Genomic DNA, 26973 nt, shown 5'->3' with positions numbered 1-26973 from the left:
AACCGCCTGAAGATGCAGGCGTAGTCTCTTCAGGTCACTTGGGGTTATAGAGTTAAACTAGCTGCTCTGGCCAGCCATAGTGTTCGATATAAGTTTGTAGATTCTTCGGGCGATACTGAGGATCTTGATCCCAGCGGGCCTTCACCGAATGATGCAAAAGTACTGGGACTTGCTCAGGGTCGAGTGGTCGTAAATATTCCTGTTTTATCCGATAAAAACTGCGTCTCGAGTTATGTAAGGTCGCGAGCGGATTTGGATGCACACTCGCGGCTAAGTGTGGCTCTAGGCTTAAATTAAATTTCTGCGCCTCGGATATCATCCACAACAGTGCAATATCCGACAACAATGAACCGTCTTTATCGGGTTTATAACTGCCGCCAATATTGCTATGGGCGCCCGCAAACCACACTTGCTGCATGTCCATATTGTCGCGTAGTTGCCAAATAGTCGGCTCAAAATCACTGCGGTGTTCATCTATGGCTAAGGCATGGCGGGCAACGCGCACATTGCGGCCAATTTTAGTGTCGTAAAACTCGTCTTTATCTTCGAACAAGCCTAAAAATGAAATAGGGATCCCCATAGCACCCACGGTATCCCACACACCAACAAACTTGATTTCCCGTGATTCATGACTGTATTTAGCTCTAAATTCGAGGGATTTTTCACCATCAGGCGCAAAGGGCGCACTGCTTTTTTTATAGTGATCGAAAGCTTGTTGAATCAACGCCGCATCGGGGCGTTTAAGTATGCCGCAGTTATTAATCAAGCCACACAAACAACGCACAGTGTAAGCACCACGGCTAAAACCAAAGAGATAAATCTCATCGCCAGGGGAATAGTTTTGCACTATATAGCGATACCCATCCATGATGTTTTTATGCAAACCGCGCCCTGTCGCACCACCGATGGTTTGATCGTAATAGGAACCCACGCCCCAATCATAAAATACCTGCTGGGGTTTGCCATCAGCCGCTATCGGGCTGATAGCACGCGCGAGGCGCAGCACATTGGTTGGGAAATCGACCTTAAGATCTTTCTCGGGCCGATTCCAAGTCCCATCGGCACAAATCACGATACGCTTATTCATAGGATCATCCTTGAGTCACTGATGCCCAATCTCGCAGGTAAAAAACTGTCGATAAAGACGCTAACGGGTTTTACCAAGGAATAACAGCCTCGCTATCCTTGTTTGCTGGCGATTCAAGGCGTTAAAAGCTCATCTTGCTTTACATGCTAACGTCACAGCAAAAAACCTATAGTGACATAAAAACCTAAGCTGACAAATTAGAACAATAAGATGCCGCTACAGTTTGCATATGTAATGTTCGTACGAGAGAAGATTAATGCTTTCTTTAACAAGAGTTAGACAGAGGAGCGTTAAATATAGAAGGGCTAATATCACTAAATGACTTATTGCTTGGTTATTAAATGCAGGCCCCTATTGAAGGGGGCGCTCCATGGTATTTGCTCGACGACATGGTGAATAGAAACCTAGGGTTTCTAAGCTTATGAACGAGAGCCATGGATGACGAACTGGCAATTAAACACGGATGTTGTCCAAGCCGCTCGACCGCCCCGACTTATAGGTTTGCCATGCCATTTGCTCATCGACTCGCAGCCAGTCCATCCTTGGATGCTCGACCGCCCCGTCCATGGGGTGGACGGTCGTCTCGCAAATCACCATGGCTCACCGTTTTGGCTTTAGCGTAACCTGTAGATTTAAAAGACATACGCAACACAGTTTTTGGACAAAACCTTGTTAGATGTTTAGCTCTATTTCAAAGCTTTAAGATTAAAATTTCTATGGATTAACGAACGCTTGTTGCAAGTCCAGCGGCCGCTGGCCACGCTGTTTAAGGGGCTTGTTAGCATTTTACCCTACGGAGGTAAATGCAGAACGATACTTAACAAAGCATCAATTTACTCTTTGCTGACCCCGACATAATCTGAAAAATAGATATTCACCCGATCCCTCTTTTTAATTTAGCGTCACACAGAGAATGCGCTTCAATGCTTAGTTAGAATACAGCTCCTCAGACAGAGTTTTTCCTATCCGAAATGAGACTGCACCTTCGTCATCTGGCCCTGCGTCTAACGTAAAAACTCGAACCACATTCTCAACTGGTACGCCCTCAACATAGAGATTTGGCCATGTACCCAAAGGCTCCTCAGCCCTCTCCTCCCATTTCAGATATTCCGCCATTCCAGAAACATCAATCTCAAGAACGACAGGCTCTTCCTCAACAGAAAACCATCGGTTCGCGACAAGCTCCACATCCTTCAACTCGTTCAGATGAACTCTGCCCCGCCGTTTATCTGCCTGGCATCGAGAGACACGCCCGCAACGCTGAGCCTCAACCCAATCTTCTTTAGGAACAACTCTATACAAATGATTCACATCAACGCTTCCTATCAGTTTTATAGACGCCCATTTAAGGGGCTGATTGTTTGCTGAAATGTACAGCGAAGCGAAACAGAACAAACTGTTAGCAGTCTCGCTTTAGATTCTTGTTAGCTATCCAATACACCTAATATCCAGTCACAGTAACTTGACACCCTAACTTGATAAGCAATAGTTCCATACAAACCACCTTTAAAAGTAGATATATCTCCATGCCCCAATTGCCAACTTGATAAACCTACAAGAAAAGGAACACTGTCTTCAAATATGACTGATGCTCCACCACTATCTCCAGATCCATGCATTCCTTCAAGTGATAGTGCATTCGCTGGTTCATCAAATTTAAATGCTAGCCAGTTACCTTCTGCGCTTTCAACAACATTTTGAAAATGGCTCATAACACGAAGTGACTTAGTATCAGGATACTCACCAGTTACTCCGTTCCCAGTAGCTCCCTTACCGTATACTGTGATCTTTTTGCCTTCTTCACTTTTACCCGTGTATATATTGATTGGTTCTATACCGCTAACAGGTGAAGTTAATTTGATTAATGCAATATCACTTCTAGATTTAAAAAATCTCATCAAAGGCGCTAAATCACCTTTGAGTAAATTTTTATCAGGTTCGGAGTAATCTGGGTGTATATGAACGCTTTCTATTTCATAATTTTTTGAACCAACAATTAAACTCTTACCAACATAATCATAAAAAATAGTATGTGCTACAGTCAGAATCCATTGAGAGTTGATAAGAACACCATGACCTTCATGTGGCATATCAATTAGATATTCAGGTGTTTTTTCTACAACATAATTTTCAGGGGGAATGTCATGTCTCATCACTACGGCATCACTGCCAATAGAAAAGAAACAAAAGAATAAGAGAAATAAAATTTTCATGTTACGTCCATGTTCGTTGATGATAGCTATAATTTAGTAGTGCACATGCACGTTTAACTCACTAGACAAGCAAAATTGCGCGTCCTTAACTATCTGTATTAACAAGAAGTTATCAGCTTTTTATTGCTTTTCATATACAAAAAACCAGCAGAAAAACATGCATACGCATTTTCTAAACCTATTATCTAAAAACGATAATCTTTAAGTTATTAATTCTAAGGGTCTTTAGATTTAAGAATTCGAGATATCACGCAAAGATAGCAACTTAAAATAGCTTTAAACCAAGCGATTTGAATACGACGGTACACCAATCCAGTTTCAAACAATCAAATAATGTACGCGCTAAATACAAGGCTAAAAGATGAGATTTTGTAGGGCAACTCATTCGTCAGTTTTCGATACACTAAACGAGTGCTAGCAAGCTTTGGGGCAATAGCTTTTTAGCTAAACGAGCAGCGAGAGGGTTAGTTAAGATTGGCATTGGTGTACCAGTGACCGTTGGCGACATGGATGTCGCCGTCGAGCCTATAGGGATATATTTACGGCGTGTCACTGAGGAAGCAATGACAATTAATACGGAATGCGCGTAACTCAACTGTCTTGCTTTGGGGCATTAGCTTTTTAGCTGAACGAATAGCTAAAGGGATTGTTAAGATTGCCATTGTTGCAACAGTGATCGTTGGCGGCATGACCGCCATTTTATATCTGCCCAATATGGATATAAAAAATATCGCTTTATGATGATAACAACACGCTCAGTTTAATAATCAAAACCTTGCTGTGCCTTGATACCCGCTTCGAATGCGTGTTTCAACGGTTGCACTTCGCTGACAGTATCTGCAAGCTCGATAATCGAGCGATGACAAGCGCGGCCCGTAATAATCACATGCTGCATGGGTGGACGATTTTTAAGTGCGCTAAGCACACGTTCCACATCCAGATAGTGATAGCTCACCATGTAGGTCAGCTCATCGAGCATCACGCAGTCAATCGACTCATCTTGCAGCAGCTTTTCGGCGGCTTCCCAAGCGAGTACAGCGGCGGCGGTATCTTTTTCTTTATCTTGGGTTTCCCAGGTAAAACCTGTGCCCATTACATGAAACTCAACCCCTGCACCTTCGAGTAAATTGCGCTCACCGCACTCCCAAGTGCCTTTGATAAATTGCACTACCGCGGCTTTTTTACCGTGACCGACGGCGCGGGCCACTGTGCCAAAACCTGAGGTCGATTTGCCTTTACCGTTACCGGTTAACACCAGCAGAATCCCCTTCTCCTCTTGGGCGGCGGCAATTTTAGCATCCACACCGGCTTTCACTTTCTGTTGGCGAGCCTTGTGGCGTTCGGCCTTGATTTGCGCTTGTTCGTTGTCGTTCTGTGCTGTCATGGTCTTCTCTTCACTCTGCTGCTAAAAATGTCTGCTTTTAAAACTTATGCTTCTAAAATTGGCTGTAATTTTTGCATGTCTAAATGCTCGGCTAACACATCGGCTAAACGATCGAGTTGCTGCTCACGTATTTGATTGATATCTATCGCCTTAGCATCGTTTAATCCCGCCCAACGTAAAATCAACTGACACGCATCAGGGCTATCAAATAGCCCATGTAAATAAGTGCCAAGGATTTGCCCGTCATCACTTTGCAGGCCATCGGCAAAGCTCACAGATGTGGATTCAGGGATTAACTGCAAGGGCGCATTCGTTTGTTCAAGCCTAGGGATAAGATAGCTTGATTCACCGCAGTGGATTTCATAGCCCTTAACAGCAACCTTTTGCCCAAGTAACGTTAGCTCACCTCTCACTCGCCGTAACTGTTTTTCGGCTTTGAGTTCTGTGCTCAGCGGCAGGTAGCCAAGTCCTGCGGTATCACCCGCACTGTCTTCAATGCCTAAGGGATCAGCAATGCTTTGGCCTAACATTTGGTAACCGCCGCAAATGCCGAGCACTTTGCCGCCGTAACGCAGGTGTGTGGCAATATCTTTATCCCAGCCTTGCTGGCGTAAAAAGGCCAAATCGGCGCGCACATTCTTACTGCCGGGCAAGATCAATACATCGGCGGCGGGCAAATGAGTGGTGTGACTCGCGGCTTGAGTTTGCAATGACACATAGTCAAAATCGATATCGGGATGCAGCCGCAGCGGATCAAAATCAGTGTGATTACTGATCCTTGGGTACACTAATACCCGCACTTTTAAGCGGCTGTTAGCGCCTTTGGTCGGCGAGCTTATCAGCGCATCTTCGGCATCGAGATGTAAATCATGCAGATAAGGCAACACACCTAAAACAGGCTTGTTTGTATAAGCTTCAAGCCAATCGAGGCCAGATTGCAACAGGCTAATATCGCCACGGAAACGATTGATCACAAAGCCCTTTACCCGCGCCTGTTCGGATTCTGATAATAAAGCCAAGGTCCCGACCAAATGGGCAAATACGCCGCCTTTATCGATATCGGCAATGATAATCACTGGACAATCCACAGCTTCGGCAAATCCCATGTTAGCAATATCACCTTCACGCAGATTGATCTCCGCCGGACTACCCGCGCCTTCAACCACTATGGTTTGATACTGGGCCGTCAATCGCTCGAAGGACTCCAGCACAGCGCCAAGCGCCATTGCCTTGTAATCTTTAGATTTAGGCCCAAAAAAGGCCGAGGCTTCGAGTGTTGTCAGGGCTTTGCCATGAACGATAATTTGCGCGCCCGTGTCCGAGCTTGGTTTAAGCAGTATGGGATTAAAATCGGTATGGGGCTCAAGATAACAGGCCACGGCTTGCAAGGCCTGTGCGCGGCCAATCTCGCCGCCATCGACAGTAACAGCGCTATTGAGCGCCATATTTTGCGGCTTAAAGGGCGCAACCTTAATCCCCTGACGGGCGAGCAAACGACAAATGCCTGCGACTAAGGTGCTCTTGCCCGCATCCGATGTAGTGCCCTGCACCATCAAGACTGCCGCGCGCCGAGGTGAATTAACCGCAAGCGTATTAACTACAGGTGTGTCAGCGGTATCGAGTGCATTAGCACAGGCTGTGTTGTCTGTGTTTGGAGAGGACATAGGTTTAAAAGGCTTATTCTAGTTTGCAGTCATTAACATAACAGCTCAGTCTAAAAATCACTTAAGTATGCAACTTAAGCTTAAAACGTGGACTGAGCCCAAAGTCTAAAGTGGTTTCAATGCTAAGGGTAAACCAGCGACCACTAAGGTGACATTATCCGCTAAGGTCGCCACGGCTTGATTTAACCAGCCCGCTTCATCGACAAATTGTCGGCTCAACTCACCTAAGGGTACTATGCCAGAACCGACTTCGTTACTGATCAAAATCACCACTCCCTCAAGCTCGACGAGGGAATCCACAAAAGCGGTTTTCTCGGCCTGCCAACTCGCATGAGCTTTATCGTCAGAGGTTGAAGTGGCAGAGGGTGAAACGGCAAAGTCAGTCGCATTCCACTCAGTCGGCGCGGGTTCATCATCGATGTTAACGTTCGATGCAAGTAATTGATTCGTTAACCAAAGAGTTAAACAGTCTACTAAAATCACTCGCCCAGGTTTTGCTAACTGTTTTAACAGTGCAGTGAGGGCGAGCGACTCTTCAAACAATTGCCATTCGATACCATCGTCCGATCGTCCCGCTTGATGCTTGGCGATACGTGTCGCCATTTCATCATCTAGCGCCTGCGCCGTCGCCACATAGCAGGCATCGAAGCCAAGCGCAGTGTACTGACGCACTAAGGCTTCGCCGTAACGACTCTTACCGCTACGGGCGCCGCCTAGGACGAGGTGGATCACAGTATGTTACCCACAACGAGCAATACAAAATAACACACGATTTCAGATATTTGTTGCGCCGCGCCTAAGGTATCACCCGTGTAACCGCCAATCTGGCGTCTAAAGATCACTATGATCAAACGGCGCAGTCCTATCATCACCAATAGCAATGACAATGCCGCTAACCCCTTGAGGAATAACAGCACTAATACGCCGCTGGCGATCAGGATAAGCAGCTCATTAATGCCTTGATGTTGCGATAGCGGCTTAGACTTACTGGTCTCGTCATCGCGGACATATTTTTCACTAAAGATGATACTGGCTGATACCACACGGCTCACTGTGTGCGCGACGATAAGTGCAGAACCCGCGACTACAGGATCGTACAGGGCCAACTCGACTAACAACTGCCATTTCAGCAGCAGGGCCAACATCAGTGCCAGTGCGCCATAACTGCCAAGGCGCGAGTCTTTCATGATCCGCAGCTTGTCTTCAGCCGTCCAACCCCCGCCAAAACCGTCGAAGGTATCGGCGAGGCCATCCTCGTGGAATCCGCCCGTGAGCAAGACGCCAACCAACATAGCTAAAAGAACAGAAACGCCAGCGGGGAGCCAGTTCTGCGTCAGCCAAAACACTATGGCGCTTAACAAACCGACCAGAAGACCGACGAGACCGAAATAACGGCTGGCCTTATTCAACTTATCGCTATCGACTTCGACCCACTTAGGCATAGGAATGCGGGTAAAATAGCCCATGGCAACTAAAAATAAATCTATCTCTTTGTGCCAGCTTTCGCGTTCTGACATAAAGCATCCTTAGTGAATTCACACTTGCTGCAAGGTTTAAAATTAAAACGGTTGGCTAAAGGCTATTATTTTAAATAAGTAAAATAAGCGACTTAGCAGAGCACATCATACAACAGCCTCAATCCCCGCATCACTAAAACTCGCCATTTGATTGTAAAAATTTACTGAGGCTTGAATAAGCGGCAATGCCAACGCCGCCCCCGTACCTTCGCCTAATCTCAGCCCTAGGGATAATAAAGGTTTAGCCTGCAAAAATTCTAACATTCGCAGATGACCTTGCTCATCGGATTGATGGGCAAAAATCAAATAATCACGCACATTGGGGGCGATTTGCACTGCGACTAATGCCGCCGCTGTCGCGATAAAACCGTCCACGACCACCAGCATTTTACGTTCGGCGGCGGCTAACATAGCCCCCGTCATCTGCACAATTTCAAAGCCTCCTAGGCAAGCTAACACTGACTTAGGCCCAGTTAAAGCGCTTTGATGCAGCAATAACGCGAGCTCAATCAGCATCAGTTTACGTTCTAAGGTTTCGCTATTAATGCCAGTACCACGGCCAACGCAATCAATCACATCCAGCTGCATAATCGCCGCCATAATGGCCGCAGCAGAGGAGGTATTGCCTATGCCCATTTCACCAAAGGCGACTAAGTTACAACCCGCTTGATGGTGACGCTCAATCAAATCGCGCGCCATAGCAAAGCCTTTATCGACGGTTTCCAACGTCATCGCGGGTTCTAAATGGATTGCCCCCGTTCCAGCGCCAAGACGTTGATCGATAATACCTTCAACTCCTTCAACTGGCGTTAACATACCGCAATCGATCACTTCGAGCTTAAAGCCCACCTGCCGACAAAAAACGTTAATCGCCGCGCCGCCATGGGCAAAGTTTTGCACCATTTGGTGAGTCACTTCGCTAGGGGCAATCGACACGCCTTCTGCGGCAATGCCATGATCCCCCGCAAACACTAACATAGTTGGATGGACTATTTTGAGCACATCCGTTTGTGGCTGCTCCGTTTTTTGCAAATCAGTCGTTTGCACGCGGGCAATCTGCAAGGCTAAGGATTCGAGCTGACCTAAGGCGCCGGGCGGCTTAGTCTTAAGATCAATTTTCTGCAGAATCACCAGATCCTGCGCTTTACTCACAAGGCTTATTTGAAAAGACACGGCTGACTGAGACATCCACACTCCACTTTGTAATCTACATTAAATAACCACAACGCATCCCGCGTCTATGACGAACATGTCCAATTGTGCATTTCCAATCGCGGGTGGGATATCAACAGAAATACTGATTATCCCGTCAGTCTGCACTTACGGCATGACTCAAAGATGACGACTTAACTCTGGGTTTACGTCCTGACTAGGTGACTACGGCATGACCTTGTATTTACGGCATGACTCTACGCTTACGTAAAATCAGCAAAAAGAACATGCTACCTATGGCGGCCGTGATAATGCCCACGGGCAACTCTTGATTACCCAATAAACAGCGCGCTAATACATCAATCCACACCATAAATAATCCGCCCACCAGCGCCGTTAATAAAATCGGCTGACGACCGGGAAACAGCATGCGTACTGTGTGGGGGATCATTAACCCGACAAAACCGATACCGCCGCATGTAGCCACCAAAATAGCGGTAATCAAGGAGCAGAGCAGCAACATATTGAGCCGCAGCTTAGGCACATTCACCCCTAAGGTATGCGCCGTTTCATCCCCCGCCTGCAACGCCATGATCTGCCGTTTCATGCCTAAAATAATGAATAAACTCGCACCAATCACCAGTGTCGGCAGTACTAACAAGGACCAACTGGCCTTAGCGAAACTGCCTAAACTCCAAAACAGCACAGAGGCTGTCGCCTGCGGACTGGCGAAATACAGCAGCAGACTCGTTAATGCGCCGAACATAAAGGAGGTCGCCACACCAGAGAGCAACATGCGCTCCACTTGGCTATTGAGCCCAAGCCCAGACAAAGCAAGCACTATCAGTACCGACAAACTGGCGCCAATAAAAGCGCCCAAGGGCAAGCTAAACCAAAGCAAACCAGACAAGGCGCCCGAACCGCTAAAAAGCCCAGAATGTGCCGCCATGCCCGCATTATCAAAAAATCCAGAGCCAGTGAATAAGGTCAACATCACCACAGCACCAAAGGACGCGCCAGAGCTAATGCCAAACAAATAGGGATCGGCGAGCGGATTGCGAGTCACGGTTTGCAACACACTGCCCGCCAGTGACAAACCCGCACCCGCCACAAAAGCCAGTAAAATGCGCGGTAGCCTGAGCTCCATCACAATGCGCTCAGTCATGCCATTGGCTTGAGTGAGGTTCGTCGCCTTATTGATAAACACTTGAATAACATCAGTAAAACTGATGTTCGCCGCACCAAAACTCGTCGCGGCAATAGGCGTTATCAAAGTGATGATACCTAATACGAGCAGCATCAGTTGTTGTCTCGTCAACGGTGTCACGATACGCCCCAAATATGAGATGAAATATTGTTTACTCCCCTGAGTCATCCACCCTCGCCTCGCTCGTTCAGGCCATGATCTACATGGTGGTAACCATAAAAATAGCTGATTAAGGGCTTTTTATGTTGTGGATGGGGCGATACCTGAGCACACACGCCAAACACATCGCTAATTCGCGCCTCGGTTAATACTTCGGTTGGCGTCCCCATAGCGCTGACTTCCCCGTTATGGATCAACAACAAACTATCGCACAGGGCACTGGCTAAATTAAGATCATGAATTGAGGCAATCACGCTAATCCCAAGACTACGCACCAATTCGAGGATTTGAATTTGATAGCGCACATCGAGGTGGTTCGTTGGCTCATCGAGGATTAAAAGCTGCGGCTGCTGCACTATGGCACGGGCAATCAAGGCGCGTTGCTTTTCACCGCCAGATAAGTGCTCATATTGTTGGTGCATCTTATGGCTCAAGCCTACTTTCTCTAAAGCCTTAGCAATACGCTCAGTATCACAGCTCGAATTGGTATCGAACATACCCTTATGCGGCGTTAAGCCCATGCTGACCAATTGCTCTGTGGTGAGGTCAAAATAGTGCGGTGTATCCTGCTGCACTACGGCGACGCGACAGGCAAACGCCTTGGGCGACAAGCGCTCAATATCTTGATCGAAAAGGGTAATTTTGCCCTGAGTCGGGCGAACAAACCGATACAAACAGCGCAGCAAACTGGACTTGCCCGCACCGTTAGGGCCAATCAGCCCCAGCATCTGCCCCGTTGGCAGCGTAAAGTTAATACCGGAAAGTATGGTTTTGCCATCGATACACCAGCTCAAATGACTCACATTGAGCGCGACTGACGGGCTCGATGATGGGTTAGTGTCATTCACGGGGCTGTTAGTTTGGATTGCGGAAAGTTTCACCTAAGCGGCGCTCCTATCGAGTCCAAACCTTTATAAAAAAAGGTTGTGCACATTGTCATCTGCTCCCTCGAGTCACCCGCTCGAGAACTAAGGCTGCACGCAGCGATAACAGAAATAGGCAGGTCTCCTGACTTGTAGAAAAGAAGGAGCTAGGCTCTAGAATCTAGGTGCTTCTTTAAACTACTCACAGTTGCGGGCACAGTTCGGGCTGACTGACGAGCAGCTCCCCGATTCCCTATTATGTTTGGGTTGATATGCTCTTTGTTAACAACGCCACTGTGAATAAAAACAACGGAGCGATTCGAACAAAGAGAGTCTATTCCCAACACCTATTTCTGCGACGTTATCACTCATTGCGCATGTAATACGCTATCTCGTTCAAACGTCAGGGAAAAGCATTATCCTACATCTATCCCATTAGGCAATGCTGTTTAAATCAGAATATTTTCATATCAGCTTATTCTCGCCAAACGATCACGCCTACATGATAGCGCCTAGGTCGTGAAATAAGGCCTCAACACCTGCGCCCACTCGGCCAATCTAAACGCCAATAGCAGGCACCCTGTTCATCTTGCAGCACATTAATGCTCACCACGGCCGCCACGGGTAAATCGAGTTGACTATAAAACCCTACCGCCCGTTCAACTCCTAAGGCACGCGCCATTAAGTGACGGATCACCCCGCCGTGGGTCACGACCCACACTTGAGTGGCAGGCATATTATCAGCGGTTTCATTAATGGCACTGTTTTCATTACCCATTTTATGTGAGTCAAGGGTCAATCGTTCAAACTCGGCGGCGAGTATCTGGTCAATCGTCCCATTCACCCGCGACTCAAAACTTGCCATAGTTTCACCATTGGGCAGCGGATTTTGCCAAGGGTTTTGCCAATACGCCGCTAAGTGTTCGCCCTCTTGTTGATACAGGTCATCGAGCCGACAACCGTCCCAATCACCAAAATCAATTTCCTGTAAACCCGACAAACACTGCGCCTGCAATGGCCTTGACTCAGATATCAGTGCCGCCGTCGAATGCAGCTCGGCGGCAAAAGCGTGGGCAAAATCGGCGCAGCGGCGTGAAGTCGAGCTATAAATCGCGCTACACACGCTGGCCTGTGACTCAACTGCTGCCGACATTTGTTGCCAACCCTTTTTGCTTAAAGGCATATCCACACGACCCCGCAAAATAGCGCCGCCTTCACACTCACCGTGGCGCAACAATAACAATCGAACTTGTTTCATATATGCCTTTTTAGTTAGGGGCTAGATACTAGGAACTCAAGCCAAGGGCCTAAATTCTTGATTCTCGATTCTCGCTCCTAATGCCTTTGACTTTCATCTTGCCCTGACAATCATAAGTCGCGTATTATGGACGTCTATACGTTTAAATGTCCAAAAAAAATTTTAAGAACAAGTATTCAAAAAATGTCGGCTGACGACAATAAAATGCACTTAGCATAACAATGGCCGATTTTTGGACTTAACTTAGCTGTATTTAAGGTAACTATTTATGACGATACCCTCTACTAAAGCCAGCCAGATATTGGCAGACATACGCAAACAGCTTGCAGAGCGCATTCTGATCTTAGACGGTGCCATGGGCACTATGATCCAAGGCTACAAGCTGGAAGAAGAGGACTATCGCGGCGAACGTTTTAAAGATTGGCATACGGATGTCAAAGGTAACAACGACCTTTTGGTCTTGTCACAGCCTCACATCATCAAACAAATTCACACCGACTACTTAAACGCCGGTGCCGACATCATTGAAACCAACACCTTTAACGCCACCACCATCGCCATGGCCGACTACGACATGCAGTCGCTGTCCGCCGAAATTAACTTAGTCGGCGCGCGCCTCGCCCGTGAAGCCTGTGATGCAGCCTTTGCTGCCACAGGCATTCCACGCTACGTAGCCGGTGTGTTAGGCCCCACTAACCGTACGTGTTCGATTAGCCCTGATGTGAACGACCCAGGCTATCGCAACGTCAGCTTCGATGAGTTAGTGACTGCTTACAAAGAATCCACTAAGGCGCTGATTGAGGGCGGCGCGGATATCATTATGGTCGAGACCATATTCGATACCTTAAACGCCAAAGCCGCGCTGTTTGCGATTGAATCCGTATTTGATGACTTATTTGGTCAGCATTCTAAAGACAGATTGCCGATCATGATTTCGGGCACCATTACCGATGCCTCTGGTCGCACACTGACTGGCCAAACGACCGAAGCCTTTTACAATTCCCTTCGCCATATCAAGCCCTTATCTATCGGTCTTAACTGTGCACTTGGGCCAAAAGAATTGCGCCCCTATGTGGAAGAATTATCCCGCATCAGTGAGTGTTATGTGTCGGCGCATCCGAATGCAGGCCTGCCGAACGAGTTTGGCGGTTACGATGAAACCCCAGAGGACATGGCGAACGTGATCGAAGATTGGGCGCGCGAAGGCATGCTCAATATTATCGGTGGTTGTTGTGGTAGTACGCCTGAACATATCCGCGTGATCCGCGAAGCGGTGAGCCGTCACGATCCACGTATTTTGCCGGACATTCCAGTCGCTTGCCGCTTGGCAGGTTTGGAACCACTGACTATCGACGCCCAATCCCTGTTCGTTAACGTGGGTGAGCGCACCAACGTTACAGGTTCAGCCAAGTTTTTAAAGTTGATCAAAGAAGGCAAGTTTGAGCAGGCGCTCGATGTCGCCCGCGAGCAGGTTGAAAGCGGCGCGCAAATCATCGACATCAACATGGACGAAGGCATGCTCGATGGCGCCGAGATCATGCACAAGTTTTTAAACTTGATTGCCTCTGAGCCCGACATCAGCCGCGTACCTATTATGATCGACTCCTCTAAGTGGGAAGTCATCGAAGCTGGCCTCAAATGTATTCAAGGCAAGGGCATAGTTAACTCGATTTCCCTTAAAGAAGGCGAAGCCAAGTTTATCGAGCAAGCAACACTGGTGAAACGCTACGGCGCGGCGGCCATTATCATGGCATTCGACGAGCAAGGTCAGGCCGATACTAAAGCGCGTAAAATCGAAATCTGTACCCGCGCCTATCGGGTGCTGGTCGACAAGGTCGGCTTTCCGCCAGAAGACATCATCTTCGACCCGAATATTTTCGCCATCGCCACGGGTATCGATGAACACGACAACTATGCCGTCGATTTTATTGATGCCATTAAAGCGATTAAAGCCACCCTGCCCCACGCGATGATTTCGGGCGGTGTGTCGAACGTGTCGTTCTCGTTCCGCGGTAACAACCCAGTGCGCGAAGCGATTCACGCGGTATTCCTGTACCACGCCATCAAAGTCGGCATGGACATGGGGATTGTCAACGCGGGCCAGTTAGCCATTTACGACGATATCGATCCTGAGCTTAAAGTGCGGGTCGAAAACGTGGTGCTTAACTTGCCCTGCCCAGTTGAAGGCTCAAGCAATACCGAGCAGTTACTTGAAATCGCAGAGAAATTCCGCGGTGATGGCGCGCAGGTCGGTAAGAAAGAAGATTTAGAATGGCGCAGCTGGCCGGTGAGCCAACGCTTATCCCATGCGCTCGTCAAAGGCATTACCGAATTTATCGATGAAGATACCGAAGCCGCTCGCCAAGAAGCAAAACGTCCGCTGGATGTGATTGAAGGCGCCTTGATGGACGGCATGAACGTGGTCGGCGACTTGTTCGGCTCGGGCAAGATGTTCCTGCCGCAGGTGGTGAAATCGGCGCGGGTGATGAAAAAAGCCGTGGCTTACTTAAACCCCTATATCGAGCTGGAAAAGGTCGAAGGCCAATCTAACGGCAAGATTTTGATGGTGACGGTAAAAGGTGACGTGCACGATATCGGCAAAAATATCGTCGGCGTGGTGCTCGCCTGTAACGGTTTTGAGGTATTCGATTTAGGTGTGATGGTGTCGGTGGAGCGAATTCTCGATGCAGTGAAAGAACACAATATCGATATCATCGGCATGTCGGGCCTCATCACGCCGAGTCTGGACGAGATGGTGCATAACGTGAAAACCTTCCACCGCGAAGGCTTAACCATTCCGGCGATTATCGGCGGCGCGACTTGCTCTAAAATCCACACAGCGGTAAAGATTGCGCCCCATTATCCCCATGGCGCCATTTATATCGCCGATGCGTCCCGCGCCGTGCCTATGGTGAGTAAGCTCATCAACAACGAGACACGCCAAGCGACCATAGACGAAACCTATGCTGAATACGACGACATGCGTACTAAGCGTCTATCCCAAGCCAAGCGCAAAGAGATAGTGTCACTCGAAGCGGCCCGTGAAAACCGCTGCCAACACGATTGGGCCAACTACACCCCGTTCACGCCAAACGTGCTCGGTCGCCAAATATTTGATAATTATCCATTAGAAGACTTAGTCGAGCGTATCGACTGGACACCATTTTTCCGCTCGTGGGAATTGCACGGCCATTACCCTGAGATCCTTACCGATAAAGTCGTCGGCGTCGAGGCGCAAAAGCTGTTCGCCGATGGTCAGGCCATGCTCAAACAAATCATCGAAGAAAAGTGGCTCACTGCAAAAGCGGTTATCGGCTTATTCCCCGCCAATACCGTCAATTACGACGACATTGAGCTGTATACCGATGAGTCGCGCACCACAATTGAAATGACCACACATCACCTGCGGATGCAGCTTGAACGTGTCGGCAACGACAACTTCTGTCTATCTGACTTTGTTGCGCCAAAAGACTCAGGGGTCGCCGATTACATGGGCGGCTTTGCGGTGACCACAGGTCACGGCATAGACGAACATGTGGCACGTTTTGAAGCCAACCACGACGACTACAACGCCATCATGCTCAAATGCTTAGCCGACCGTTTGGCCGAAGCCTTTGCCGAGCGGATGCACGAACGCGTGCGTAAAGAATTTTGGGGTTATGCGGCCGATGAGCAGTTAAGCAACGAAGCCTTAATCCGTGAGAAATACAAAGGTATACGCCCCGCACCGGGTTACCCCGCATGCCCAGATCACACAGAAAAAGGCTTGTTATGGGACTTGCTCAAGCCCGATGAAACCATCGACTTGAACATCACCGAAAGCTACGCCATGTTCCCCACTGCGGCAGTATCGGGCTGGTATTTCGCCCACCCGAAATCGCGCTACTTTGGCGTGAGTAACATAGGCCGCGATCAAGTGGAAGATTATGCCAAGCGTAAAGGGATGACTGTAGCTGAGACGGAGAAGTGGCTGGCGCCAGTACTTGACTATGATCCCGAGTAATCATGTTTACTCAGTAATTTGCCCAAACTGAATTTAGGCAACTTTATAAATGGGCAAAGTTAAGGGGCGAGTTATCGCCCCTTATTTTTTACTTTAGAAAATTAAAATCAAAGTCGTGGGGCTTCACCCCACACCCGACCAAGGAGGACTGCTCGTCCTATCCTCCTTGGATTCTCCAAGACGCCCCTAGCGAAGTTACATGCATTGATTAGTGGCTTCGTGCTTATTCGAAAATAGCTAACGCTTCCGATGGGGCGTCCCTTCCCCCCGAAAGCTACGCAGACGTCCTGTCTGCGTCACGCTATTTTCTTCAACGCCCTTCAGCAACTTCGCAGGGGATCGGTGAACTTCTATGAGATTAGAGTTAACTTTTCGCATTGAAAGAGCGATGCCTGTCTTATATTTAAAATTACTACTCGTATTTAAACTTTAATATTACAAGCAGCTATAAAAGCTCTATAACTCTCTACACGTTTCCCATGTTCCGAAATAGGAGAGAATATAAAAAAATATGGATCGAAATTCACCTTGTCAGTTCTTAAGTCACCATTCCAATTTATAAAAGAAGTACTTCTAACTAAAATATCAGAAAATAATTTATCATTAAGCTCTTTAACTAATGTGTTGCATACTGTTGCAGCCTCTTGAATAACAGAAAAATCTAGTTTAATAGGTTTTTCTAAGTAAGAGCGAAATTCATCAAAACCCAGTGCAAGTGCATTTTTTGAACCTAACAACCCTGATCTGTGAACAACACAGTGTCTAAGTTGACAAACAAAATCGAAATTATCAAAAGCCGAAGATAATGCTGGAAATTTTTGCAAATTATTAAGGTTAATACCCGTAACGGATTTAATAGTTTCTTTTATATTTTTTGCGCAAGAAAAAGAGGCATCTTCAATTAATGCCTCTGGCAACAATACTCTATCGTGATGAAGTGCAGCACCATATGTTAATAGACAAGAATAACTTTGACGTTTTGACTCTAGATCTACGAGTAAAAGCTTTCGAATTAAACACCGACAATAGCTTTCTACTGATGATATAAACCCAAGCAAAACTAAATTACTCAGTTTATTCCACTCATCTTTACCTTCACCAACCAAAGAAACATGCCGCATACTCTCTGTATCAAGAATAAAACAACCTAACAATTTCAAATAAGTCGTCATATTATTATTAAATAGATCGATCGGCGACAAGTCAGGTTCTACATAAGTCGAGTCAAAAAAACCATATGAACGAATCCTAGATGTAGAACGCTCTCCAGAGATTGGGAACTTAAATTCTGCCTTAGCCATTAGTATAAAAACTCGTTTGTCCAAGCATTAATTTTATTTACAATTTTTTCAGCATAAGCAGGGCCGACCCTATTAACTTTTTTCAACTCGGCGATTGTATCATCTGATACAAGTACATCCTCAATAGTTTTATATTTTGAAAAATTTATAACCTTATGCTGAAAGTCCGTAAATGGTAATTCTGACAATTTTTTAGCCATACACTCTTTAAAAATGGAACTATCAACTAACGGATTACCACATATATGGCAGAACTTTTGACCATCTGATATCCGTCCTGTCCCACATGTATTACAGGGTGGTAGATCAAGCTTTATTCTATTGATGGTTGACTCAGGTAACAATCTATTAAACTTTCTTCGTAATGGATGTTTTTCAGAAGGTCCAACCAATATATTTAACAAACCTTTACTATTAAATCCTCTATTCTTAACAAAGATACGCTCCTTAATAAGTAAAGCCAAATGTGGAACGAATCTTCTTATTTTTCTTTCGGAACCATGAGAAATCATATCTTGTTCATACAATAAGCCTGCTTCAACAAGAAACTTGATCATTCTCTCAGCTCGCTCATCAATGTCTTCAATACCTATGGTAATTACTTTTTTATACTCATCACCATTTTCATCAATATATTTATAGTTAAGCTCTTTTAAGGCAGCAATAATCTCATTTAAAAATTTCTCACCAATATTAATGATGTTTTTATACTGCTTTATTTTTTCAGAAATAGAATTATACTCTGTCAATATATTTCTACATTTTTCCTGAATTACTTCATTGAACTTTGCTTGAGTACTTTTTTTATCTGATTCAACAAAAGATCTTATAAGTGTTATATATGTTCTTGGAATTCCAAATGCTGCAAACATTAACAATTCCTTAATATCACTATCCAGTTCATTAAGTCTCTGATTAAACCTTTGATTGATAATAGCTCCCATAAAGCTTAAATAATCAGAGTCTTGTACATTCATCCAAATTGAAACTTTTTCAGCATCCTGTCCAACATGGAAACGAGGGCCATACTGCGTTGTGCCTGGATAAACTGAAGCTTTAGGAGATATTTTTACTGATTTTATACTTCGGAATATTTCAAAAAATTCAACCATATAATCGTGAGTTAATGTCAATGCTGCATCATCAAGAAGTAAAACAGCTCTTTTCCTATTTTTTAAATCTAATGCATTATTGATTAACTCTTGAGTTTCTCTTATATTTAATCTTGATATAATATAAGCATATTCATTCGAATATTTATTTCTTTCTATATCAACAACAAACTTTTCAAGCTTTGAAACTGATAGTTCATCATCACCGAATGATACATCACAATCTTTTATACAAGCTAAAGATATTTTTGCTAAAACCCAACAATGGAAAATATCCAAGGCATTGGACTCATTGTGTAAATATGTTTCCAACCTTAAATAGTGGTTAAATGTGACGTATAAAGCCAAGGGATAGGTATCATTTGTTTTGCATGCTAGATAAGCACATTTCATCTGATGAGTCTTACCAGTGCCTCTAGGGCCTACAATTAACTTTGCCCCCACCTGTATAAGTTTTCTTTGGATATTGTTAAAATGTGAGCTTGTTGCAGTCCATTCTTCAAGCTCAGCATCACTTAAGTAGTCAGCGCGCTCCTCATACTCACTGCTATCCAGAAAAGACAGTATATTGTGTTGTTCATCCATACTAAACTAGTCCTTTACCTTTTAGGTGCTAAGCTGTAAAATTTACAATTTTGAGATTAGCATATAAAGTGCCTGAGTTAAATCAATACTATACGTCTAAACCGATAAGTGATCTACTAGCATCACTTATCGACTTAAAAAATGTCAAAACATGCATTGAGCTCAGCGCTGGTGAAGGCGCTCTTATAGATGCCATACTGGCACATAGCTGTGATATTGACTTTTTCACAGTTGATATTGACCCTAAGAATGTTCAGTACTTAAAACTGAAGTATCCAAAATTTACGCACATTTGCGCTGACGCATTAAATTTAAGCACTGAAATCAAAAATAAAAAATTTGACTTAGCTATCTGCAACCCCCCATTTGCGCAAGTTAACATAAATGAAAAAATAACATATTTGTTTGATGATGAGCTATCTAAAATATTTTCCAATCAAAAAACGATTAGAATGGAAATTGTTTTTTTAATATTAAATTTAAATATATTAAAGTACGGGGCAACACTGTCAATAATTGTACCTGATGTAATCATCAACTCTGACAGACTGGCAAGATTTAGAAGTTATATTTTTTCAAAATTCACACTAGTTAACTTAGTAGAGTGTAAGCATAGAAGCTTCAAAAAAACAGAAGCTAAAACTTTTATAGTAAATATAAAAAACTCAAAACCAAAAGCTGAACAGTACAACTATACACACTACTATTTTTCTGATAGCGAAATACAGAGCGAGAGAAATGAAGTAAAAAATTTATATGAAAACTTCATGCCAACAAAAAATATAAAATTCAAAATATTCAGAGGGAAAAACTCAAGTAAAGAATGCCGAAAATTAAATGAAGATTTTTACCACACATCAGTTAAAATAAAAGATCTTTCAATTTTGAGTTTCGATGAAAGCATCAACGAATCAAATAAACATTCATACGCAATAGCAGGTGATATATTAATAAACCGAGTAGGTAGAGATGTTGGAAAAACCACTTACTTAAACTCGGGAAGAATAATAATTAGTGACTGCATCATTGCAATAAGGTTTAGTAACAACATTGATAGTAATAAATTTATAACTATATGGAGGCATAAAAAAGAACAATGGTTAGTAAAAAATGCAAAAGGGACGTGTGCTAAACACATATCAATTAAAAATATTTCAAAATTTATTAATGAAAACATGTAACAAGCATGGCGTAATGTTAAATAAGCCATGCTAATCATATCAAAGTCAACCACCGCCTTGTAGAATATAACAAAAAAATAATTACTAATTTCAAACACCGACAATGAGTTAGATAAATATATTGAGAATCACTATAAAAATAAATTTAATATAAACCATCCAAGTTCATGCAATGCTAATAAACTTAAAGCTATGAGTAAATTTATTAGCAACAAAACAATACCTACTGCCCCTAACTCTTCTTCGTAGTGAAACAAAGAACACTTATATATTTACGATTTAATTCATAGTGGAATAATATAAATCCACATTCACTATGTAATAACTTTCATCTCATAAAAATATTACAAATAAAATTTAACACCCTATTCACCAATACCCTGCGAAGTTGCCGACGGGCGTTGAAGAAAATCACGTGAGCGAGGCATGGATGCCGAGCTAGCTTTCGGGGGACAGGATGTACCATCGGAAGCGTTAGTGATTTTCGAATAAGCGCTAGGCCAGTAACTAATGCATGTAACTTCGCTAGGGGCGTCTTGGAGCATCCAAGGAGGATAGGACGAGCAGTCCTCCTTGGTCGACTCTTGATTGAAAATCAGGGGTTGAAGACCCACGACCTTGATTCACCTCGGCCGCTAGGCCGCAAAACTGCCAGTTCATTACTTTGTGAACCGACAAATTGTGAACCGACAAAGCTTTCCCATTGCTACCGCACTTCGCCAACACCTGTCAGCCAAGCCATCAATCAAAACAAGGTCGCACTAGCTCAAAACGTTCACTGCTGAACATTGAGCAAAATGCCAATAAGCACTGTGGCAACAAGCATAAGTGCCAAAGCATATTCACCAATTTGCAGGAGGAGTTGGGTATCTAAGAAAGAGAAAAGACACATCGTCCTGATGCAAGTGACTCGAATCGCGGGTACGCGATTAAAGCTCATCCTTGTTAAAAACCTAAGATAGCGACATAGCGTACACTTGTCTATAACTTTAGCATTACAAATCAAGTAATTAAGCAAGCACTGATTTAACAATGTCGATATGAATACATGTGACTAAACCAATCGCCATCAAATAACACTATCTCTTGATCTTGCAGTGACATGAAGTCTCGCGGTGTCAGGCGGTTTGGTTTTGGCAAGCGAGCCAATTTCGACATGCGAATAAGCCCCAATTGAGCGCATTGCTCAAGGGCTCAGCGCAAAGGGTACTGAACAAAATTCAGGCATAACGTAACTGAGTTGAATCACAGTGCGAACATCACTGCAGAAGCCTGATAACACGGGTTTTACACTCTGATTTAGCTTGGTCAAAACTGCAACGATTAACCGCCTAAATTTGCATTTTCGGCCCTACATGCTAACGTGGCTAATGTAAATTTACATTCAGTGTTTATCAAAGCTATGTCGCAACAATCAATAAAAAGTCGATCGACAACAAGCTTATATCGGGCGATACCATGCAGCGCGGCTGATATTACACGGAAGCACAACTGAGGTTGAGATATGGAACCATCTAATACGTCACGCCGGACCTTTATCAAGCAATGTGTGATTGGCGGGGTTGCCGTATATTCGGCCCCTTTGTTGTGGGAAATGAGTCGCGCGAATGCGGCAATTGTCTCACCTGAACTGGCAACCCAATGGCAAACTCAGGTTAATGGTCAATCCAAACCTAAGTTTCGTAATGACGGCATAGCTAAGGTCACAGGCCAAAAGGTCTATGGCCGTGATTACCGTGCTATGGACATGGAGGGCTGGCCCAAGCAGCAAGGTTACGCTTTTATACTTCGCGCCGCCGATGCCTCCCATGTTTATCAAGGCTTTTCCCTCGACCACCTGCCCGCGTCGGCTAAGCCCTATAAAGTGATCACTGCGGCCGATCTGGCCCGTGACAAAATCAAGCTACCCGATTTTTACGGTGACAACATGTTACTGGCCGAGGGGCAAACCGCCGACTACTTAGGTCATGCGGTGGCGATATTGTTGTTCGACAGTTTCCCCGCCTTTAAGCAAGCTAAGTCCTTGTTGCAATTTGACCAGACCTTACTACGCTTTGGTGAGCAAACGCCGTTTGTGTCGGACTCGAAAGACCCTTACGCCAGCTGGCGCCTTATTCGAGTTGAAGGTGAAAATGGCGCACGGGAAGATTTATATAGCCCACTCCACGATGGGCTGTTTTTCCCCAGCGTAAAAGATCGCAAGCCTGAATGGTTAGGTAATCCGAATGCCAAAGGGACAGTGTCTGAGCGCGGGCTTTATTATGCGGGTGAGATAGATAAGCAGATTGCTAGCGCCCAAGCCAATCAACAATGGCAAGTGTTAGAGCGGGAATATCGCACCCAGATCATCGATCCTATGATGATGGAACCCGAAGCCTTTAACGGCTGGTATGACGCAACTAGCCAAACATTTCATACTGTGATTACCTCGCAGTCGCCTCAGGACTTTCAAGAGATGGCAGTGCACATGCTGTTATCTAGCCCACTGGCAGGCAAGGTAAAACATCTTGTGGTGCACTCGCCTTATATCGGCGGTGGATTTGGCGCGAAAGACCATTCGATATTTCCTTATTACGGCGTGATCGCGGCCGTTTATGCCAAAGGGCCAATCCGACTCGCCAATGACAGATTCGAGCAATTCCAATCTGGCCTTAAGCGTCATCCGTTCATCATGAAAAGCCGCTTAGCGGTGGATAAATCGACCTTAAAAATCCAAGCCTTAACTTCACAGATGACTGTCGATGGCGGCGGACGAGTCAACTTTACCCCGTCTGTGACCTCGGTTGGTGCGACAGCGATGCAAAGCATTTACTACACGCCGCGCAACGATATTATCGCCACAGCCTATGCGTCGCGTAACCCAGATGCGGGTTCGATGCGCGGTTATGGCACGCTGCAATCGATGACAGCGATGGAATGCATGATCCACGAGATAGCCGACGAGCTAAAGATTGATCCCTTTAAACTGCGCGCCGCCAACGTGATGGAGTCTGGCCAGCGTAATACTCAAGGCGCGATTCCTAACGGCACTTTACGTTACCGCGAAATGCTCGAGATGGCCGAGCAAGCTCCCGTGTGGCAAAACCGCGCGGTGAATAAAAAGGACTATGAGGCCAAACATCCGGGGATGCGTTACGGCGTCGGTTTTGGTATCGCCACCAAAGATTATGGTACGGGCGCAGCAGCGCCAAGTGCGGCGGTTCGCCTAGCTAAAGATGGAAAAATCACCCTGGAAATCGGCTTTATCGAAATGGGCACAGGCACGCAAACCTCCCAAGCCGTTGTGATCAGCGATGCCCTCGGCAACTTTGCCGATGAAGTAAAACTCGCCGAAGTGGATATTTGGGATGCGATGCAATTAGTGCAAACCGATAATCCTTATATTATTTCGCAGCAACGCCAAGATGAAATGGCGGCCAATCCACGCTGGACACCGGTTAAAGCCATGGCATCGTCGGCGTCTATGTCGGCCTATTACCAAAGCCATGTCAGCCGCATCGCCGCCGATATTATCTATCGCCACGGCCTATGGCCTGCAGCGGTATCGATTTGGAACGAGTTGTATTTTAATACGCCAATGGGCTCAACTAATTTGCATAACTCACGGGATGGTCGCTGGGTCGATGGCAAGCTAACCGCCTTGGGCTTTCCGCCATTGTCGCTAGATATTCTCGCTAAACGTGCCCACGACATGGGCTTAGTGGTCGGCGTGATGGGCCATGCCTTTAATCGCTGGGCTTGGGCTGAAGCCGATTTCGACATTCTTGGCACTAAAGAGCGTTTAGCACTCGATGCGCTGGCGCTGCAATACGGCGAAGGCAACGCGACATTTGCGGCCACTTCCGACACGACTATGAGTATCAAAGCGCGCCAAGCCAGCATGAAGTCTAATGGCTATCACTTGATCGATCGTCAAGCCATGAGTTATCCCAAGGCCGAACTGAACAATGCCATGGTGACTTACTACGCCCCCTGCGCCACTTTGGTTGAAGTGGCCGTAAACGAAGGCAATGGTGAAGTCACGCTACTGAGTTCTCATACTTGGTTAGAAGCGGGCAAAGTGATTGTTAAAGAATTAGTCGAAGGGCAAATTCAAGGTGGCCTTGCGATGGGGATTGGCCATGCACTGCATGAAGGCTTACCGCCATTTGAAGCCGGCGCAGGCAATGGTACGTGGAACCTCAATCGCTATCAGGTGCCGTTAGCGCGGCATGTGGGCGTGTGGGATCAACGTCATACCATATTGCCACAGTTATCTGATAACGATCCTAGCCGTGGTATCGCCGAAGTGGTGATGATCCCTGTGGTCGCGGCGCTGATTGAAGCCGTGTATCAAGCAACCCATGTCCGCTTTTACGATTTACCTATGACAGCGAAAAAAATTAAGGAGGCCATGGCATGAGCCAGTCTATTAAACTGACCATTAATAACCAAGCCGTAGGCCCGATTGAAGTCGCCGATGGTGTGATGATGATTGAGTTTCTACATGAATACTTAAACCTCACAGGCACTAAGTTTGGTTGCGGCGCAGGCGTATGCCACGCCTGTACAGTGATCGTCGACGACGAGCAAGGCATGAGCGAAGTGGTGCGTACCTGTATCAATGGTGTAGAGCGTTTTAATGGTAAACGCGTCCGCACTGTCGAAGGTCATGCTAGACAAAACTCCCTTGGCGAAATCACCGCCCTGAGCCCAGTGCAAGAAGCTTTTTTAGAGCACTTCTCGTTTCAATGTGGCTGGTGTACCTCGGGCTTTGTCAACGAATCGACCGCGCTGCTTGAGCGATTAGAGCGACAACCTATCGCTAAAGATCAAGTTGAAAAAGTCGTTGAAGATGCCTTGAGTGAACACGTATGTCGCTGTACTGGCTACGTAAAATACTATGCGGCGGTCAAAGATCTGATCCTCAAAACTAAGGGGCTAACCCTGTGATGACATCAGCCAATCTGCGCCATTTCTCGCGCTATTTCCCGTACATTAGTAGGATAAAAAATCTGTTGAGTCACAATCTACTCCTGAGTTTAGGGCTAGGTTTGCTCGCCTGTTCCAGCAGCGTTGCCGATGAAGGCGGCAATACGAATAACGACATCGCACGCGGCGCGTATCTGATGAAGATAGGCGATTGCGTGGCCTGCCATACTGCGGTGGGCGGTCGTGAACTCGCGGGCGGTTTGCCGTTCGAAACCCCCTTTGGCGCTGTGTACTCAACCAATATCACCTCAGACAAAGAAACCGGTATTGGCAAATACAGTTACGAGGAGTTTTTTGACGCCATGCACCACGGTGTTGGCGTCAACGGCAACCTCTACCCTGCTATGCCCTACACGTCATACAGCCTGCTGACGGACGACGACACTAAGGCGATTTATGCCTATTTGATGAGTACTAAACCCATCAAGCAAGCCAACCGCGACAATGATGTGTACTTTCCGTTTAACCTGCGTTTTGGCCTAAAAGCTTGGAACTTAGTCGCCCACGATGCCAAGGAATTTACCCCGAGCAAGGAAAAAAGCGAGCATTGGAATCGTGGCAATTACTTAGTCAATGCCCTAGGGCATTGCGGTGAATGCCACACCCCAAGAGACACGATGTTTGCCATGGAGCAGGACAAGCACTTTGAGGGCGCGATTATCGAAGGGCTTGAAGCATCGGACATTCGCCCCGCCGAGCTTAACAGGCAGAACTGGACCCATGAGGATCTTAAGTCGCTGTTTACTGAAGGCTATTCCCGAAAAGGTACTGTCTTTGGCGGCATGTATCCCGTGGTGTATCACAGCTTTAGCCACTTAACCGACGATGATATGCGCGCGGTGAGCAGTTATCTGCTCGATACCGATGAAGATATTCAACCACAAGCGCTCACCTTTAACGGCCATAAACCTGAACTGCCAGGTTATACGCTTTACAAAGGTTACTGCGCCGGTTGCCATGGTCAAAATGGTGAAGGTCGCCCCAACGTCGCCCCCGCGATGGCTGGTAACGCCACCTTAGATAAGGCCAGTCCACACAATATCGTCGCCGTGATGCTAAAAGGCATTAAGAGCCAGCATTACAACCTCACCACCAGCTTTTATGCTATGCCAGGATATGCTGATGAGTTAAGCGACGAGCAGATTAAAGACTTAGCCAATTACCTAAGACTCACCTGGAGCACACAACCCGGTAATCTCGATGTGAAGACCATCCAAAGCTTGAAAGAAGTGATCCTCGAGCACGACTAACCCGCATAAGTATGTGGGAGATTTAAGATAAAAGCCGCATGGGTATGTGGGAGATTTAAAATAAAA

Annotated in this window: 18 protein-coding genes and 1 riboswitch; of the genes, 5 read left to right on the top strand and 13 right to left on the bottom strand. The window is 45.9% G+C overall.

The annotated features are described in order from the left end of the window. Window positions 1-52 precede the first annotated feature (52 nt). The 11 genes from L5L77_RS17175 to L5L77_RS17125 form a co-directional block, all read right to left on the bottom strand. Window positions 53-1087 carry a DUF2235 domain-containing protein gene (locus L5L77_RS17175; RefSeq protein ID WP_263161631.1) on the bottom strand — a complete coding sequence of 345 codons (1035 nt, stop codon included), beginning with the start codon at window positions 1085-1087 and terminating at the stop codon, window positions 53-55. Window positions 1088-2014: 927 nt separating this feature from the next. Then, window positions 2015-2398 carry a DUF952 domain-containing protein gene (locus tag L5L77_RS17170; protein WP_263139934.1) on the bottom strand — a complete coding sequence of 128 codons (384 nt, stop codon included), beginning with the start codon at window positions 2396-2398 and terminating at the stop codon, window positions 2015-2017. A 113-nt stretch (window positions 2399-2511) separates the two neighbouring features. Beyond that, entirely contained in the window at window positions 2512-3300 is a 789-nt protein-coding gene (locus L5L77_RS17165) for a trypsin-like serine protease (protein ID WP_263139932.1), read from the bottom strand. A 760-nt stretch (window positions 3301-4060) separates the two neighbouring features. Further along, a complete protein-coding gene (gene cobO / locus L5L77_RS17160; RefSeq protein WP_028759371.1) occupies window positions 4061-4684 on the bottom strand; it encodes a cob(I)yrinic acid a,c-diamide adenosyltransferase in 624 nt (207 codons plus the stop codon). Between the two features lie 44 nt (window positions 4685-4728). Next, a complete protein-coding gene (locus tag L5L77_RS17155) occupies window positions 4729-6348 on the bottom strand; it encodes a cobyric acid synthase (RefSeq protein ID WP_263161624.1) in 1620 nt (539 codons plus the stop codon). Window positions 6349-6453: 105 nt separating this feature from the next. Beyond that, window positions 6454-7080: a bifunctional adenosylcobinamide kinase/adenosylcobinamide-phosphate guanylyltransferase gene (gene cobU / locus L5L77_RS17150; protein ID WP_263148783.1), complete on the bottom strand. Its 627-nt coding sequence runs from the start codon at window positions 7078-7080 to the stop codon at window positions 6454-6456. Then, the gene (locus L5L77_RS17145) at window positions 7077-7865 is read right to left on the bottom strand and encodes an adenosylcobinamide-GDP ribazoletransferase (protein ID WP_028759425.1); all 789 of its coding nucleotides are present in this window, start codon (window positions 7863-7865) and stop codon (window positions 7077-7079) included. The genes cobU and L5L77_RS17145 overlap by 4 nt, the downstream gene beginning before the upstream one ends. 105 nt (window positions 7866-7970) lie before the next feature. Next, entirely contained in the window at window positions 7971-9053 is a 1083-nt protein-coding gene (cobT, locus tag L5L77_RS17140; RefSeq protein WP_263148782.1) for a nicotinate-nucleotide--dimethylbenzimidazole phosphoribosyltransferase, read from the bottom strand. Window positions 9054-9261: 208 nt separating this feature from the next. Then, window positions 9262-10392 carry a FecCD family ABC transporter permease gene (locus L5L77_RS17135; RefSeq protein ID WP_105251612.1) on the bottom strand — a complete coding sequence of 377 codons (1131 nt, stop codon included), beginning with the start codon at window positions 10390-10392 and terminating at the stop codon, window positions 9262-9264. Continuing rightward, the gene (locus tag L5L77_RS17130) at window positions 10389-11264 is read right to left on the bottom strand and encodes an ABC transporter ATP-binding protein (RefSeq protein ID WP_263161622.1); all 876 of its coding nucleotides are present in this window, start codon (window positions 11262-11264) and stop codon (window positions 10389-10391) included. The genes L5L77_RS17135 and L5L77_RS17130 overlap by 4 nt, the downstream gene beginning before the upstream one ends. Before the next feature lie 99 nt (window positions 11265-11363). Continuing rightward, a riboswitch (cobalamin riboswitch) is annotated at window positions 11364-11557 on the bottom strand. Between the two features lie 221 nt (window positions 11558-11778). After that, window positions 11779-12504: a histidine phosphatase family protein gene (locus L5L77_RS17125; RefSeq protein ID WP_263161619.1), complete on the bottom strand. Its 726-nt coding sequence runs from the start codon at window positions 12502-12504 to the stop codon at window positions 11779-11781. Window positions 12505-12772: 268 nt separating this feature from the next. Here L5L77_RS17125 and metH point away from each other — a divergent pair, with 268 nt between their 5' ends. Continuing rightward, entirely contained in the window at window positions 12773-16507 is a 3735-nt protein-coding gene (metH, locus tag L5L77_RS17120; protein ID WP_263223272.1) for a methionine synthase, read from the top strand. A gap of 422 nt (window positions 16508-16929) precedes the next feature. Here metH and L5L77_RS17115 read toward each other — a convergent pair whose 3' ends face one another. Both L5L77_RS17115 and L5L77_RS17110 read right to left on the bottom strand, forming a co-directional pair. Continuing rightward, window positions 16930-17808, bottom strand: a complete 879-nt coding sequence (locus L5L77_RS17115; RefSeq protein ID WP_219251132.1) for a hypothetical protein — start codon at window positions 17806-17808, stop codon at window positions 16930-16932. Beyond that, entirely contained in the window at window positions 17808-19505 is a 1698-nt protein-coding gene (locus tag L5L77_RS17110; RefSeq protein WP_219251131.1) for a hypothetical protein, read from the bottom strand. Before L5L77_RS17110 ends, L5L77_RS17115 begins: the two co-directional genes overlap by 1 nt. A gap of 68 nt (window positions 19506-19573) precedes the next feature. Here L5L77_RS17110 and L5L77_RS17105 point away from each other — a divergent pair, with 68 nt between their 5' ends. The 4 genes from L5L77_RS17105 (at window position 19574) to L5L77_RS17090 (ending at window position 26907) form a co-directional block, all read left to right on the top strand. Then, complete coding sequence (locus L5L77_RS17105) at window positions 19574-20686, top strand: N-6 DNA methylase (RefSeq protein ID WP_263223271.1); 1113 nt, start codon at window positions 19574-19576, stop codon at window positions 20684-20686. A gap of 1504 nt (window positions 20687-22190) precedes the next feature. Then, on the top strand, window positions 22191-25088 hold the full coding sequence (locus L5L77_RS17100; protein WP_263161605.1) for a xanthine dehydrogenase family protein molybdopterin-binding subunit: 2898 nt from the start codon (window positions 22191-22193) through the stop codon (window positions 25086-25088). Further along, entirely contained in the window at window positions 25085-25618 is a 534-nt protein-coding gene (locus L5L77_RS17095; protein ID WP_006082848.1) for a (2Fe-2S)-binding protein, read from the top strand. Before L5L77_RS17100 ends, L5L77_RS17095 begins: the two co-directional genes overlap by 4 nt. Continuing rightward, window positions 25618-26907 (top strand): cytochrome c, encoded by a 1290-nt coding sequence (locus tag L5L77_RS17090; protein WP_263161602.1) that lies wholly within the window; start codon window positions 25618-25620, stop codon window positions 26905-26907. The genes L5L77_RS17095 and L5L77_RS17090 overlap by 1 nt, the downstream gene beginning before the upstream one ends. Window positions 26908-26973: the final 66 nt, after the last annotated feature.

The organism is Shewanella sp. SM29 (genome assembly GCF_025654245.1).
GTDB classification, from domain to species: Bacteria; Pseudomonadota; Gammaproteobacteria; order Enterobacterales; family Shewanellaceae; genus Shewanella; species Shewanella oncorhynchi.
Note: the sequence above shows the minus strand (reverse complement) of the source record. Positions and strands in the feature narration are given on the sequence as shown.

What these genes read in the sequence shown, in the direction of transcription:
- L5L77_RS17125 (WP_263161619.1), bottom strand. Translation starts at nt 12,504, where the DNA reads ATGAAACAAGTTCGATTGTTATTGTTGCGCCACGGTGAGTGTGAAGGC.
- L5L77_RS17155 (WP_263161624.1), bottom strand. Translation starts at nt 6,348, where the DNA reads ATGTCCTCTCCAAACACAGACAACACAGCCTGTGCTAATGCACTCGAT.
- L5L77_RS17090 (WP_263161602.1), top strand. Translation starts at nt 25,618, where the DNA reads ATGACATCAGCCAATCTGCGCCATTTCTCGCGCTATTTCCCGTACATT.
- L5L77_RS17115 (WP_219251132.1), bottom strand. Translation starts at nt 17,808, where the DNA reads ATGGCTAAGGCAGAATTTAAGTTCCCAATCTCTGGAGAGCGTTCTACA.
- cobO (WP_028759371.1), bottom strand. Translation starts at nt 4,684, where the DNA reads ATGACAGCACAGAACGACAACGAACAAGCGCAAATCAAGGCCGAACGC.
- L5L77_RS17165 (WP_263139932.1), bottom strand. Translation starts at nt 3,300, where the DNA reads ATGAAAATTTTATTTCTCTTATTCTTTTGTTTCTTTTCTATTGGCAGT.
- L5L77_RS17100 (WP_263161605.1), top strand. Translation starts at nt 22,191, where the DNA reads ATGGAACCATCTAATACGTCACGCCGGACCTTTATCAAGCAATGTGTG.
- cobT (WP_263148782.1), bottom strand. Translation starts at nt 9,053, where the DNA reads ATGTCTCAGTCAGCCGTGTCTTTTCAAATAAGCCTTGTGAGTAAAGCG.
- L5L77_RS17095 (WP_006082848.1), top strand. Translation starts at nt 25,085, where the DNA reads ATGAGCCAGTCTATTAAACTGACCATTAATAACCAAGCCGTAGGCCCG.
- L5L77_RS17145 (WP_028759425.1), bottom strand. Translation starts at nt 7,865, where the DNA reads ATGTCAGAACGCGAAAGCTGGCACAAAGAGATAGATTTATTTTTAGTT.
- L5L77_RS17110 (WP_219251131.1), bottom strand. Translation starts at nt 19,505, where the DNA reads ATGGATGAACAACACAATATACTGTCTTTTCTGGATAGCAGTGAGTAT.
- L5L77_RS17135 (WP_105251612.1), bottom strand. Translation starts at nt 10,392, where the DNA reads ATGACTCAGGGGAGTAAACAATATTTCATCTCATATTTGGGGCGTATC.
- L5L77_RS17175 (WP_263161631.1), bottom strand. Translation starts at nt 1,087, where the DNA reads ATGAATAAGCGTATCGTGATTTGTGCCGATGGGACTTGGAATCGGCCC.
- metH (WP_263223272.1), top strand. Translation starts at nt 12,773, where the DNA reads ATGACGATACCCTCTACTAAAGCCAGCCAGATATTGGCAGACATACGC.